This is a genomic window from Nitrospira sp. (assembly GCA_005116745.1).
In the GTDB taxonomy this organism is placed as follows: Bacteria; Nitrospirota; Nitrospiria; order Nitrospirales; family Nitrospiraceae; genus Nitrospira_D.
On record SWDS01000002.1, the window covers coordinates 343,349 to 355,696 of the forward strand.

13 protein-coding genes and 1 pseudogene are annotated in these 12,348 nt (G+C 54.0%); 1 reads left to right on the forward strand and 13 read right to left on the reverse strand.

Features of this window, described 5'->3' with window-relative positions; all coding sequences use genetic code 11:
• Positions 1-103: 103 nt before the first annotated feature.
• The 6 genes from E8D52_03730 to recG all read right to left on the reverse strand — a co-directional run bounded on the left by E8D52_03730 (position 104) and on the right by recG (position 5,922).
• Positions 104-388 carry an XRE family transcriptional regulator gene (locus E8D52_03730; GenBank protein ID TKB70166.1) on the reverse strand — a complete coding sequence of 95 codons (285 nt, stop codon included), beginning with the start codon at positions 386-388 and terminating at the stop codon, positions 104-106.
• Entirely contained in the window at positions 385-705 is a 321-nt protein-coding gene (locus tag E8D52_03735; GenBank protein ID TKB70167.1) for a type II toxin-antitoxin system RelE/ParE family toxin, read from the reverse strand. The genes E8D52_03730 and E8D52_03735 overlap by 4 nt, the downstream gene beginning before the upstream one ends.
• A gap of 351 nt (positions 706-1,056) precedes the next feature.
• A complete protein-coding gene (locus E8D52_03740) occupies positions 1,057-1,830 on the reverse strand; it encodes an FRG domain-containing protein (protein TKB70168.1) in 774 nt (257 codons plus the stop codon).
• Positions 1,831-1,837: 7 nt separating this feature from the next.
• The gene (locus E8D52_03745; protein ID TKB70169.1) at positions 1,838-2,812 is read right to left on the reverse strand and encodes a Ppx/GppA family phosphatase; all 975 of its coding nucleotides are present in this window, start codon (positions 2,810-2,812) and stop codon (positions 1,838-1,840) included.
• The gene (locus E8D52_03750) at positions 2,809-3,132 is read right to left on the reverse strand and encodes a hypothetical protein (GenBank protein ID TKB70170.1); all 324 of its coding nucleotides are present in this window, start codon (positions 3,130-3,132) and stop codon (positions 2,809-2,811) included. The genes E8D52_03745 and E8D52_03750 overlap by 4 nt, the downstream gene beginning before the upstream one ends.
• Positions 3,133-3,222: 90 nt before the next feature.
• Positions 3,223-5,922, reverse strand: a complete 2,700-nt coding sequence (gene recG / locus E8D52_03755; GenBank protein TKB70171.1) for an ATP-dependent DNA helicase RecG — start codon at positions 5,920-5,922, stop codon at positions 3,223-3,225.
• Here recG and E8D52_03760 point away from each other — a divergent pair.
• On the forward strand, positions 5,899-7,311 hold the full coding sequence (locus E8D52_03760; GenBank protein TKB70172.1) for a hypothetical protein: 1,413 nt from the start codon (positions 5,899-5,901) through the stop codon (positions 7,309-7,311). The two genes, recG and E8D52_03760, sit on opposite strands and share 24 nt — an antisense overlap.
• Before the next feature lie 55 nt (positions 7,312-7,366).
• Here the strand turns inward: E8D52_03760 and E8D52_03765 are convergent, their stop codons facing one another.
• From E8D52_03765 to E8D52_03795, 7 genes and pseudogenes are all read right to left on the reverse strand, one after another.
• Entirely contained in the window at positions 7,367-8,230 is an 864-nt protein-coding gene (locus tag E8D52_03765; GenBank protein TKB70173.1) for a hypothetical protein, read from the reverse strand.
• 658 nt (positions 8,231-8,888) lie between these two features.
• Positions 8,889-9,986 (reverse strand): methyltransferase domain-containing protein, encoded by a 1,098-nt coding sequence (locus E8D52_03770; protein ID TKB70174.1) that lies wholly within the window; start codon positions 9,984-9,986, stop codon positions 8,889-8,891.
• Positions 9,953-10,390, reverse strand: a complete 438-nt coding sequence (locus E8D52_03775) for a hypothetical protein (protein ID TKB70175.1) — start codon at positions 10,388-10,390, stop codon at positions 9,953-9,955. Before E8D52_03775 ends, E8D52_03770 begins: the two co-directional genes overlap by 34 nt.
• Positions 10,387-11,211, reverse strand: coding sequence for a tetratricopeptide repeat protein (locus tag E8D52_03780; GenBank protein TKB70176.1), 825 nt, complete (start codon positions 11,209-11,211; stop codon positions 10,387-10,389). The genes E8D52_03775 and E8D52_03780 overlap by 4 nt, the downstream gene beginning before the upstream one ends.
• Positions 11,208-11,810 carry a hypothetical protein gene (locus E8D52_03785; protein ID TKB70177.1) on the reverse strand — a complete coding sequence of 201 codons (603 nt, stop codon included), beginning with the start codon at positions 11,808-11,810 and terminating at the stop codon, positions 11,208-11,210. Before E8D52_03785 ends, E8D52_03780 begins: the two co-directional genes overlap by 4 nt.
• Positions 11,811-11,860: 50 nt before the next feature.
• Positions 11,861-12,100 (reverse strand): hypothetical protein, encoded by a 240-nt coding sequence (locus tag E8D52_03790; GenBank protein ID TKB70178.1) that lies wholly within the window; start codon positions 12,098-12,100, stop codon positions 11,861-11,863.
• Between the two features lie 75 nt (positions 12,101-12,175).
• Positions 12,176-12,298 (reverse strand): annotated as a pseudogene (locus E8D52_03795) (transposase).
• Positions 12,299-12,348: the final 50 nt, after the last annotated feature.

The following is a 12,348-nucleotide window of genomic DNA, read 5'->3' on the forward strand; positions in this document are numbered from 1 at the left end:
ATCAAGGGCGATGCTCGGTCAATGCGCGCAGTAGGGAACCAACCAAGCTGCCCTCAACAGAGTGGGTGATAGAAGGAAACGTCCTCGGTTCAGGCAGCTCTCATTACGCTGCAAACTCGACTCGAACAGTACGGCCCAAACGGGCTTCCAGCGTGATGAGCATTTCTAGGCTGAACTTGTCCCATTTGCCCCGCACGAGGTCAGAGACGCGCGATTGTGCAATGCCAAGGCGCTTGGCCGCTTGGGATTGGGTCAGCTTGTGCTTTTCGATATACAAGCGAAGATCGCTCATCAAGTTGGAACGCATGTGAAGCACAGCCGCTTCAGCCGGATCGAACCCAAGGTCGGCAAACACATTGCCGCTCGATTTCGTCGTGTTCTTTTTCATGATCGACCTCCAATCTGACGATACCGTTTCCGCGCCAACTCAATGTCTTCTCTTCTGGTCTTCCGTGTCTTCTTCTGGAACACATGCAGCACGTAAATAGCCTTGCCAAATTGGGCTACATAGAGCACCCGCCATTCTCCCAAGACATGGATGCGAATCTCCCGCACCCCAGCACCCACCTCACTCATGGACCTCCAGTCAGAAGGGTCTAGCCCTCGCTGAATGAAGCCCAACTCAAACCCAGCCGCCCGCCTGGCTTCCGCAGGAAAACTCCTGAGATCATCACGACTCGACCCAACGAACTCCAAGGATTTCATCGAGAGCATTATATAAGTTTAATGATAACAGGATCAACAGATATGGAGGGTCGCATTCTGGCTTGTCCGGCCACCTCGACTTCAAGAGACTGTTATTCAAAAGCCCGACGGCGCGCCGAACATCCAGTTGATCAAGACCAAGGTTTACCAGTCGGATTCACAGAAGTAGGACGTGAAACCTAATAGGTGGCAGCCAGCATACAGGCTTCCCCTTACTACCTCATCGCCACTTCAAAATGAAACGAGCTACCCCGCCAAGTACAAATTCCAGGAACGCCCCCTGTTATGATCGAGTTAAATTGTTCAGGTGAGAAGTGTCGACTGCCATGTTATTTCTACTTTCCAGGGCACTCATGCAATATCTGCAAGACTTCCAAGATCATGAGCAAGATGATCGAGATCCGGAAATAAATATGAGTCTCGTATGCCCACAATCTTCAGGGCATCGAGAAGGTTGTTTTTCATTCCTCCTAAAACTTCGAATTCAAGAAGAAATTGATTTCGTTGTGGATGTTCATTGAGTGCGATTGTGGTCCCATGAATGGTAAAGGCTGCGGATTGAACCAAATGTCGCACATCGAAGTGATCCCCTATAACGGATAGTATTCTCGCATCCGGATTGTGGGCCTTGACAAATGCTTCTTGGCAGAGAAAGTGAGCTTCCTCCATCTGAGGCAATGCAATTCCGTTGACGTCGTGGAGAAGATTAAGCTTGTACGGTTGCAGGCACCAAATCCTCCCGTTCTTTTCCTGACATGCAGTTTCTTTCACTGCGAAATACAATGCGATTAAGGGCGATTCACTCCAATCGAGCAACCGCGTCGGAAGTCCATAGTGTTGCATGAGGAAAAGCCAGCTTGGCCACTCGTCAGATCCTGTAGGACATTTTTCGTATCTGACCTTCGCACGATTCATAAAATGAAATGCCAAGGAGGCTTCATTGTGCTCCTTGCGATAGACTTTTGGCTTCAGTTTCCAAGCGTCGTCAATAATACCCTCTCCACGCCACCAGCAATGTCCTTCTCCAAAGTGCTTATTGGCCAGTGCGGCGGCTTTGATCAGATCGCCAAGATCTGCTATTTGAATTTTGTCAGTCATAAACTCCTTACTCCCGGGCAAGGACATATTTGGGCTACTGCCTTCTATCACAAGCGCTTTGCTGCTTCCGCACCGCCAAATCAATCAGCACCCCTTCTCGCAATCCTAGATCACTCACCAGACATTCCCGTAGACCCAGCGCGTCCATGATTGTTCGGACGATGATCGTCCCGGCGGCGATGACTTCTTCGCGGTTTTTCTCAAGACCAGGTAGACCGACCCGTTCAGTTTTCGTTCTGCTGAGCAGTCTCTGCTCCAATTCACGGATGGTTTCCAGCTTCAACCGATAGTTATGGATGCGAGCCGGCTCATAAGTAGAAAGCTTCTGGGCCATAGCGGCGAGGCTGGTAATCGTACCGGCTGTACCAACGAACGTCGCCTGCCGATAGTCAGCCATACCAGCAACGGCGGCTTTGGTTTCTCGAATCACCCACTCACGCGCCTGTCGCACTTCCTCATCAGTCGGAGGATCATGGTGCAGCACCCGCTCGCAGAGGCGGACAACGCCAATATTGATTGAGCGGACAATCGGCTTATCTCCTGGCCGATCAAGGATGAATTCCGTACTGCCGCCGCCAATGTCCAGAGCCAGAATGTCGGTCACCCCTGTAGGAAGTCCTGACCGAATGCCGAGCAGCGTCCGACGCGCTTCTTCCTCGCCCGAAATCACTTCGACATCGAATCCAGCTTCTCGCTTGACCCGTTCAAAAAACTCATCTCGGTTCACGGCGTCTCGAACAGCGCTCGTTGCCACCACCGAGGACTGCTCGACCTGATAGCCATCGATAACATTCCGCCACTCTTGGAGACAGGCAATAACCCGATCCATTGCGACTGGACTCAGTCGTTTAGTCTGATCGACGCCTTCACCCAACCGGAGAATGCGCCGTTCTGATCGAAGTTCTGTGAGGGGATGCCCAGGGGCTAGATCCGCAATCAACAAGCGACAGGTGAGGGTGCCAATATCGATGCCGGCGAATCGTCGCCGGTGCTGACGCGGCTCGATCATTGCTCGTTCCGAATGTCTTCCATGTCGGCTTCCAATTTCTTCTGCGACGCTTTGAGCCCCTCAACCTCCTTGACGAGACGCACAATTTCGGCGTCGTACACCACCCGCTCTGCCGTTTCGCCCCGCTCCTTCATATCGATGGCCCGCTCGCCAATGTCTTTGTACAGATCGGACAACTGTTGTTCGAGCTTGCGGAGCTCCAGCCTCATGCGGAGCAGTTCCGTCTCTTCCAGAGCACGTCCTGCCGCATGGACGGTCCCCAGGCGCAGGGTAGCAATCCCGGCTCGCAAGTCATCTTTCATCCGCTGCAACAAACCCATACGACTCCTGGCCGACAGGGTACCATGTGTCACGCTAATAGCGACAATTCTATCGTGTCAGCCTGCACTTCTGTCAGCGTATCAGTTCAGTCAACTGATTGAACCCAACTCCAACTTTTTCTCCCATTTCCGCAACATCGCCGCTCGCAATTCCTGATGGGCCGGCTCTTTCAATCCTGGATCAGATTTCAGCAGTGAAAAGGCCTCCTGCCTGGCCTGCTGCAATAGATCAGCGTCGCTCACCAGATTCGCCACACGAAACTCCGGCATCCCCCATTGGCGCAACCCAAAGAACTCTCCAGGGCCTCTGATCCGCAAATCATCTTCGGCAATCACAAATCCATCGTGTGACCGGACCAGCGCCTCCAGCCGTTCTCTTGCCGTAGACACCGACCCCTCACTTCCCATCGCACGTCCGCCCGACTGCGCCCTTCCTCGTCCCAGATGCTGGGCCATCAAGAGGCAATAGGCTTGCTGGTTGCCCCGCCCGACCCGTCCGCGCAATTGATGTAATTGTGCAAGGCCAAACCGCTCGGCATGTTCGATCAAGATGACGGTCGCATTCGCCACATCGACTCCGACTTCAATCACTGTCGTCGCGACCAACACCTGAATTCTTCCGGCCTTAAAGCCGGCCATCACCGCTTCTTTTTCAGCCGCTTTCATGCGCCCATGCAGTAGGCCGACACGGAATTCCGACAATTCCCCGTTCTGCAACTGCTCGGCTCCCTGAATCGCTGCTTGAAGATCGATCTTTTCCGATTCGTCCACCAGCGGATAGACCACATACGCTTGCCGTTCGGCGCGCAACTCATCGCGCACAATCTGATAGGCACGCCGTCGCTGCGCGTCCTGAAAAAGAAATGTTCGCACCGGCTTTCGTCCAGGCGGCAGGACATCAATCACCGAGACATCAAGGTCACCATAGACCGTCATAGCCAATGTCCGGGGAATGGGCGTGGCCGTCAAGACAAGCACATCCGGCTTGTAGCCCTTGTCGATCAGAGTCTTTCGCTGCAGCACACCGAACTTATGCTGCTCATCGACCACCGCCAATCCCAAATTCTTGAATTGTACTCCCTGCTGAAGGAGGGCATGCGTTCCGATCGCCACATGAATCTCACCCGATGCCAGTTGCTCAGCCTGTATCTTCTTCACCGAGGATTTCTCTCCCCCACGCACGAGAGTCGTCTGAAGCCCGAGGGCCTGCAGCATTCCTGACAGGTTCCGATAGTGTTGCTCTGCTAGAATCTCGGTCGGTGCCATCAATGCAGCCTGATAGCCTGAACCACCAGCCAGCACCAGCGCATGCAAGGCGACCGCCGTTTTTCCGGATCCCACATCGCCTTGCACCAAACGATTCATGGGACGCGGCGAAATCATGTCCTGAAATATTTCGCGAATGACCCGATCCTGTGCGGCTGTGAGGCAAAATGGCAAGAGTCGACCAAGCTTTTCTAAGAGAGGTGTCTTCGCGTTGAACCGCAAGTCCTTCGGCTCTTCGTGCACCGCTCGATGCCTGCTCGCCAAAGCCAATTGGAGCAAGAGGAGTTCTTCGAACGCCAAACGCCGGTGCGCCGGCGTCTTCCCTCGTTCCAGAAGCTGAAGATCCGTGCCGGTCTTGGGGAAATGGACATCTTGCAGCGCGTCATGGATCGAGATCAGCCGCTGCCGCGCTCGAAGAGACATGGGCAGAGGGTCTACAACCTCACGCCCATGGTCTTCCAACAGATTCCTCACCAACACCCGCATCTGACGAGAGGTCCATCCCTTGGTCTCATGATAGATCGGGACGATTCGTCCGACATGCAGCATCGACTCCGTGTCTTCTCCAATAACTTCGTATTGCGCCACATCCATGCGCGGGACCATCCCTCCCTGTCGATCAGCTATCACTCGACCGCTCATCATCACGCGAGTCCCAGCCGTCAGCATCTCCTCCAAATACGGTTGATTGAAGAAGACCACCTGCATTCGCCCAGACTGATCTTCAACGCCGACTTCCACGAGACTCAACCGTCGATTCCTTGTTCGTTTTGCCTCGCATGATCCGATCACCCCACAAATCGAGACACTCATCCCCGGAACGAGATTTCCGATCGGTGTCATGACCGATCGGTCCTCATAGCGCCACGGGATGGTCCAGAGCGCATCTTCCACCGTCGCGATCTGCAATCGTTGCAAAACATTGGTGCGCTTCGGCCCGACGCCTCTGACGAACCGGACAGAAAGATTCCAGAGATCGGATCTGCCGGCGCCTGCCACTTTGGAATGACTGGACGCCTGCATTGGCAAATCTTTTTGGGGAATGAGATTCTCTTGATCAAGAGCTCGAAGCGCCTTAATAAGCAACGTTGCCGCCTGCAATCGTCGACGTTGCTCATCCAAAGGAAGCGCTGGCTGAAAATCTACGAAGAGGTCTCGCAATGAAATCAGACGGGCTTCAATGGCCTTGGAGTACACGTCTTGACGGAGAGCCGACAAAACTTGTGACGAGATAAATGAACTGAGATTTGTGACAACGCCTAGGTGAGCACCAGCATCTCGGCTCGCAAACTCAATCGGGCGCGCGATGCGGTCCAACCACCCCTGAAGCGGCGTGTGCGGACTCGATTCAGTGGGAGCCGACATACGGGAGAGGATCGTAACACAGCAACCCTCAGCGCTCAATGAACCAGCTACACGACGTATCAGAATCCATCGACTGTTTTCACTCGATTGCTTGGTCGCTTTTCCGTAGGGTGCTACACTCGATTTTAATAATTCATGTATCGCCGCAACATCAAACATATCCTGATCCCACTTGCAGCCGGCCTGGCTCTGGTGATTGGCTACAACCTCTTTCTCAAGCCCATCCTGCCGCCGATGATGCAGCGCACAGAAACTGTCGAACCGGTCGCGCCTCCTCCCGCTCCGCCACGAAGCGGGTCACCAGAAAGTGAGGACAAATCGGTTCGCGTACTTGATTACAGCGTGGTTCCGCCTACCCCCCATGAGGGCCTGCTGGAAGCCATTCGCGATGAAATTGAAAAACATAACTTATCGCTCGCCGAAACGAAGCTGAAAGAGCTCCCTTCGACTGTCCTGTCAAACGCAAAGTCCAAGCCCTTCATCGCAATCCTGTGGAACAATCTCGGACTGCAGCAGGAACGACTCAATGGCACTCGGGTTTCGGTCAAAGCGTTCAAGCGAGCGGCGGATTTCGACGACTCGAATTCCGTGATCCTTATGAATCTGGCCCATGCCTATTGGGAACAGCGGGACCGCGCGTTAAATGCGGAATTCCTGATGAAATTGATGAAGGTGGCCCCAGAAGAACCATTCCCGCATTTGGCTATGGCCGACTTGTTACAAGAACAGGATGACCTACAGGAAGCCGCAAGACACTTGGACCAGGCAGCTGACCGAGCACGACACGATCCAGGATTGCGCTCCTATCTCGCCGCTGTCACGGAAAAAGTTCGCCGCACGCAGTCGGTTGAATCCCGCATGACTGCAAAAAGTAGCACACACTTTGTCGTGAAGTTCGACGGTGAGGAAGACCTGAATACTTGGATCTCAGCGCTGGAGATTCTGGAAGAAGCCTATCGAGAGATTGGACAGAAGTTCAGTCATTTCCCCACGAAGCCGATCATGGTCGTCCTCCACGCCAAAGATTCGTTTCAAGGGGCGACCGGAAGCCCGGCTTGGGCCGATGGCCTCTATGACCCCACTCTTGGGCGCATTCAGATTCCCACTCAAGGGGCGACCACGGATCGAAAGTGGTTGGCGAGCGTACTTCGTCACGAATATGTCCACGCCCTACTCCATGATCGCTTCGGAGCAAGCAGCGGCGCGTTGCCAACCTGGCTAAATGAAGGCCTGGCCATGCAATTGGCCGGAGATGCATGGCCTGAGCTTGATCAGGCCATGAGCGGAGATTTTACGGTCACTCCCTTAACGTATTTAGAAGGCTCTTGGGGCGCACTGCCGGCGAGTGCGGCGATAGTGGCCTATGCAGAAGCGAATTCGGCAACACGCTACTTGATTGAGCGATGGGGAATGGCCCGCGTCGATGAACTGCTTAATGCCTTGCAAGCGAAGTCATCCGTAGCCGATGCGATTCAGAACAAACTATCTGTCTCCTACGAACAGTTCCACCGGCAGTGGCTCGAAAGCTTCGAAGCGAGCCAGCCGTAACGTCACTCGACTTGCTTGCTAGTCGAGTGACGTTAGATACGAGATACTCACGCTGCTAGATCGATCCTGCAACAAACTCTTCCTGCGGGAAGTCAGGCCAAGAGGGAAGGAGATCAGCCTGATCGCTGTGCGACGGCTCTGGCTCTTCATCGGACTCCCGCTGAGAGAGCTGATCCGCCCACAACACTTTCTTTCCGCTTGGATCATACATGCGAATACTGAAGTCAAAGATATGAGCGTTCGTGGATGGACTGCTCTCCGGCTGGAGCGATGGGCCTGTAATCAGCTGGGCTCGCGGAATTCTCACTCTGACAGTCGTAAACTCATCCTCCCATACAAGCATGCCCGTCGCCAGGTCCATTGCACGCAGTAAAAATACCGGCTCGTCGTTAGTCGCTTCGACCATCTGTACCTTCGTGATGAGTGCTTGCCTCGGCAGCACGGTTGATACGAGCTTCCCTTCTGCCTTCCCGTCAGGCTGCACCAAATTGAGTCGCCCTTCCCATTGGAACACTCCGGTATTGGCATCGTATACCCGCAATACAAAATTAGAGAGATCTGTCGCGCCAAGCCCAACTCCACCAGCAAAAATACGCGGCCCGCGACTCGACCTCACCCCATCGCTTTCCTTGACGGCTAGCTCGTAGACTTCATCAGACAAGATGTTGCCCGATTCAGCGTCATAGACCTTCACTGCGATCGTCGAGACGGTACCGATTTGATACCCAAACCCTGCCGCCACAATTGTCTTTTTCCCCTCTGCGCCGGTTTCTCCCCAAGCCTGACCAATGGAGGATGAGAGACACAAGGCGACTGCGACTACCCAGCTCAGAACCCTCGAAGGGGCATAGTACGCTTCACCCCGCGGCTGATCAGTCAGATCAGAACAACTCGCCGACACAACCCATGTATGCAACATATATCTACCCTCCAAACAACTGTGTGCATTCTGAAAGAGGGTAGGTCGTTCGTAAATTCCTCGCTGTTAGGAAGAAGCCCCTCGAAAGGGGGGCTTGGAGAAGAAAATGACCCGCTTCGTCAGTTTTGTCGACTGAGGGGCTTGGCTTCGCCAAACCATTGATACTGATGGCGTGTAAGCATGCGATAGCTCCATTCGGCCAACCACTTTGCGGAAGGAAACCCTAACCACCACAGCAGAAGACAGGTTGCCCGGGTAAATGGCTATCCGCTAACTGATCGTTACCCATAGTAGAAAAAGGCTAACACTGAGATATCCACGACGACAAGGCACCTATTGCCGAACTTTTCTCCGACAGTCTATAGTCACCGGATGCAACAGCGCCCCTTGCTCGCTCTCGTACTCAGCACCCTCATCGTTGAGACAGGGTTTCTCTTCGTACAGAATGGCGCCTCCATCCCGCTCGTCATGGATTGGAAGATCAACTTTTTTATCCTCATACCTCTTGGACTCGCTCTATTGATTTGGTTCCAGTTTCGATGGGCATCAGCAATTTGTGTCTTTTACGCTACGGTTGGGTTGGCAATGGACGTCGCAACGATCGTTCAGACACCGGCAAAAGATTCAGAAGGAATTGTCTCTATGGTGGGAAGCGGAATCAGCGGGCTTTTCTATTTCTGTTTGATCGTGTTCGGCGGACGGTCGTTTCTAGGCGTGACCCAGGGACCGACGCCTCCAGAATCCCTTCCTCCCAGTCCTCCGTCCCTTTCTTGAGTGGGAGCTGTTTGACACCGACGAATCCGGCTTCTTTCAGCCATCTCGAAGTTTCCGGTACGGAATAGGTATTTCCACCTTGCGTGAACAACAGCATCGACACAGCAAACAGACTTGCTTCTACTGGATACAAACCTTTGCGATCATGCAGAAACGCGTCTTGGATGATGAGTCGTCCCCCCGGCCTCAGTGCCGCTCCCACTCGGCGGAAAATAGCCTGGTTCTCTTCGGGCGAGTATATGTGCAGTACGTTCGAATACCAGATCACATCATAGGTCCCAGGGATGGGTTCGCGGGAGAAATCAAGCGGGAGATAGGAGAGTCGCCGCCTCACTTTATGCGTGCAGGCGATTTCTTTAGCGACCTCAAGCGCGGCCTCTCGATCACAAACGGTGGCGCGAAGCATTGAGTGCTTGGCGAGAAATGCCATGGCGTAGGTGCCTGGCCCTCCGCCGAGATCCAGCAGTGTTGTAGAACCAGCTAAAGGGATCTGGGCCGCAATGGCCGGGGCAATTTCCAAGGTCCTGTGGTGCATAGCCCAGGTGAATTGCCGACGGTAGTCCGGACTGTCTGGAGTATCATGGTCGATCGGCAAGCCACTCCGCACAGATTCCAACAGCCGTATCCAGTCCGCCCAATGGTTCTTAATCAAATTCAAATAGCCCCCTCGATAGGCTCGATGGTGGGCATTCAGCGCTGTTGCTCCCAACCGGCTATTCTTATAGCTGGCTCCTTTTTTCTGTACTATCCCGACCGCAGCGAGATTACGACACAGGATGCTTAAACCCCGTTCGCTGACCTTGAGCTCCTTGGCAAGGTCAGGAATGGTCCACAATCGGTCGCCGACGGTCGTAAAGAGATCCAGTTCCAGCGCAACCAGCAACACACGTGGCAATCGATATGCTGAGACGGCGTCCCGAAATTCGTCGAAGGTTGTGATGCGTTGAGTCACGATGCGCGTCCGATTTGCCTGCAACACCATCGGAGCAGATCTTCCAGCTTAGCTCGATTCTGCAAATCCGCATCTCGCGCAAATGTGATTGCTACAAACTCGTCCGTCATCTCGGTCTCCTCTACAAACCCAGATTGGAGGAGAAGCGCCCGGTATTTGACGACAGCCGGCTGGAGAAAGTATTTGGCCTGTTTCGCAACTTCATCAGTTCCTAAGTCCTCCGGCGTACCTTCCGACATGAGCACCATAACCTCATCCATCGCCATCCCATACTGGCAAAGGACTCTCCCGTCCGGTCTGACTTCTAGGAGCCAGCCGTCTCCACCAAGATCCATGACGAGCGGACCGTTAGGCTCCAATTCGTAGAACTTGGGGAAAGACCGCATCAGGTCGGCACGAACCTGCGTCCAATCTTGGGAAGCCGCCTCGGTCATGCCTGCATCCCTCGATGAGGCCGCGACTGATATGGATCGGCGAGGCGGGCGCGAAGTGCGCGCAGGCGTTGCGTGTTTTCTTCCAATTTCGGCAGGCAATACTTGCGATCCATGTATACCACTTGTTCGAGCAGATCGGCGGCGTCCTGCACACGCCCCATGTCCTCATAACATTGAGCCAGCACGTATCGGGCGCCACCGACACGAAGCTCATCGCCTAATCGCTCGGCGACCGACTGACTGGTTTGGCAACAAGCGGTGGCCTCATTGTAGCGTTTTTGTATCAAGAATGTGCGGCCTATCATGCGCCAGGCGTCCGCCACACCGCCCAGATTCCCCAACCGGCGCATCAACTCCAACGATCGTTCGTACAACTGAATAGCCTCCTCAAAGTGACCGGTTTCACGAGCCACCAAACCAAGGTCCGAGAACAGGACGGCTTGGGCCGACTCATCATGTGTTTTGGTCATGAGATCGAGTGCCTCCAGATAATACGCCCGTGCCCGATCCCATTCGCCAGCATCAGCCCGAAGGTTCCCCAGGTTGGCCAGCGTCGTCCCGATGCCCTTTTCATCACCGAGGACTTTTTGCAATTCCAAGACCTCCTGATAATTCGCCTGGGCGGCATCACGCCGTCCGCTGACTGCGCAGATATTCCCCAAGTTACCCAGTGTGGCAACCAGGGCACGTTGATCACCGGTGAGCCGATCATACTCTAACGCCTTGGCGTAACAGGTATAGGCCTCCGTGTAGAACCCTCGTGAGAAATGCTCGTTACCTTGTCGATTCAATTCTTCGGAGAGGCTGTGACGCCCTGTCATGACGTCACTGACAAGAGCTGTTCCACTTGCTGTTTCCCGCCGACAAGGATAGAGGCACCGTCTCCGACAAGCAGGCTATCGAAGTTGTACTTCAGGAGACGGCAGAGTCCATCCTTGGCCTTTTGAATGTCCACATACTTTTCGGCAGGAAGCAGACGTACGGAACCGGACGGTTTGCCGATCAGCGCATCCCCTACGATCAACACACCTCGCCCCCGCTCGATAAACAACGCTGATTCTCCTGGAGACTTCTGATCCTTCAGATGGATTGCCCAGATCCCGCCGGGTAATAGCTCACCATCCTTGTAGGTCTTCGTTGGCGTCACATCCATCTGCGCAGCATCGGCTTCCGGCACTCGCAGCTGACACCTGAGATCTGCTTGATAGACCGCAGCCTCTCGGATGTGATCTCGGTTCGTGATGATGATGTAGTCAATCGGCTCATGTCGGCGGACGACCGTTCTCGCCTCGGCCGTCATCGGGGGTGGGTCTACTAGGATCTTATGTTCACCGATCATCAGAAACAGCCCATTGAAGTCGAGCTGCTTCTCCTCAGAAAACCACGACCATTGCCAGATATCGGGCAGGATTTGTTTCATAGCAAGATATGGCGACTTATTATCATTGGGGATTCATGACATCACAGAACTCACAGGGCTGCGATGGCGTCCTTGACCGTCTTGGTGACTTTCGTCCGGATACTTGCTTCGTGAGGCAAATCGATAATGTCGTCTTCGGGGACGGTGATAAATTTACGATTCGGCCCTTTCGTCAGCGAGATCAAGAACATACTGTTGGAAGGAGTGACAGGAATCACGACTTGGACAGACCCGTCAATTCCCTGTACCACTTCTAGAAACTTTTGTTTCCCCTCCTCCATCTCATCCATCGTTTCCTTTTCTCCTCTCTGCACTGTTATTATCGCGCGCGAAGAGGGGCTGATGCTTCTCTGGCGCTTCCGGGTTCAGCATAGGTAGAGATCAAGCCCTCCCCACTGGAAGTAGATCGCCGTTTTGAAGTGCTCGATGTTGCGGAACCCGCAGGCCATGCGCTTGATCTTCTGGATCTGGCTGTTGAGCCCCTCGCTCATTGCGACCTCCCTTTCGAGAAGAGCGCCGAGCCTCGTGATCAAGAGAC

What these genes read in the sequence shown, in the direction of transcription:
- E8D52_03730 (TKB70166.1), bottom strand. Translation starts at nt 388, where the DNA reads ATGAAAAAGAACACGACGAAATCGAGCGGCAATGTGTTTGCCGACCTT.
- E8D52_03735 (TKB70167.1), bottom strand. Translation starts at nt 705, where the DNA reads ATGAAATCCTTGGAGTTCGTTGGGTCGAGTCGTGATGATCTCAGGAGT.
- E8D52_03740 (TKB70168.1), bottom strand. Translation starts at nt 1,830, where the DNA reads ATGTCCTTGCCCGGGAGTAAGGAGTTTATGACTGACAAAATTCAAATA.
- E8D52_03745 (TKB70169.1), bottom strand. Translation starts at nt 2,812, where the DNA reads ATGATCGAGCCGCGTCAGCACCGGCGACGATTCGCCGGCATCGATATT.
- E8D52_03750 (TKB70170.1), bottom strand. Translation starts at nt 3,132, where the DNA reads ATGGGTTTGTTGCAGCGGATGAAAGATGACTTGCGAGCCGGGATTGCT.
- E8D52_03760 (TKB70172.1), top strand. Translation starts at nt 5,899, where the DNA reads ATGTATCGCCGCAACATCAAACATATCCTGATCCCACTTGCAGCCGGC.
- recG (TKB70171.1), bottom strand. Translation starts at nt 5,922, where the DNA reads ATGTTTGATGTTGCGGCGATACATGAATTATTAAAATCGAGTGTAGCA.
- E8D52_03765 (TKB70173.1), bottom strand. Translation starts at nt 8,230, where the DNA reads ATGTTGCATACATGGGTTGTGTCGGCGAGTTGTTCTGATCTGACTGAT.
- E8D52_03770 (TKB70174.1), bottom strand. Translation starts at nt 9,986, where the DNA reads ATGGTGTTGCAGGCAAATCGGACGCGCATCGTGACTCAACGCATCACA.
- E8D52_03775 (TKB70175.1), bottom strand. Translation starts at nt 10,390, where the DNA reads ATGACCGAGGCGGCTTCCCAAGATTGGACGCAGGTTCGTGCCGACCTG.
- E8D52_03780 (TKB70176.1), bottom strand. Translation starts at nt 11,211, where the DNA reads ATGACAGGGCGTCACAGCCTCTCCGAAGAATTGAATCGACAAGGTAAC.
- E8D52_03785 (TKB70177.1), bottom strand. Translation starts at nt 11,810, where the DNA reads ATGAAACAAATCCTGCCCGATATCTGGCAATGGTCGTGGTTTTCTGAG.
- E8D52_03790 (TKB70178.1), bottom strand. Translation starts at nt 12,100, where the DNA reads ATGGATGAGATGGAGGAGGGGAAACAAAAGTTTCTAGAAGTGGTACAG.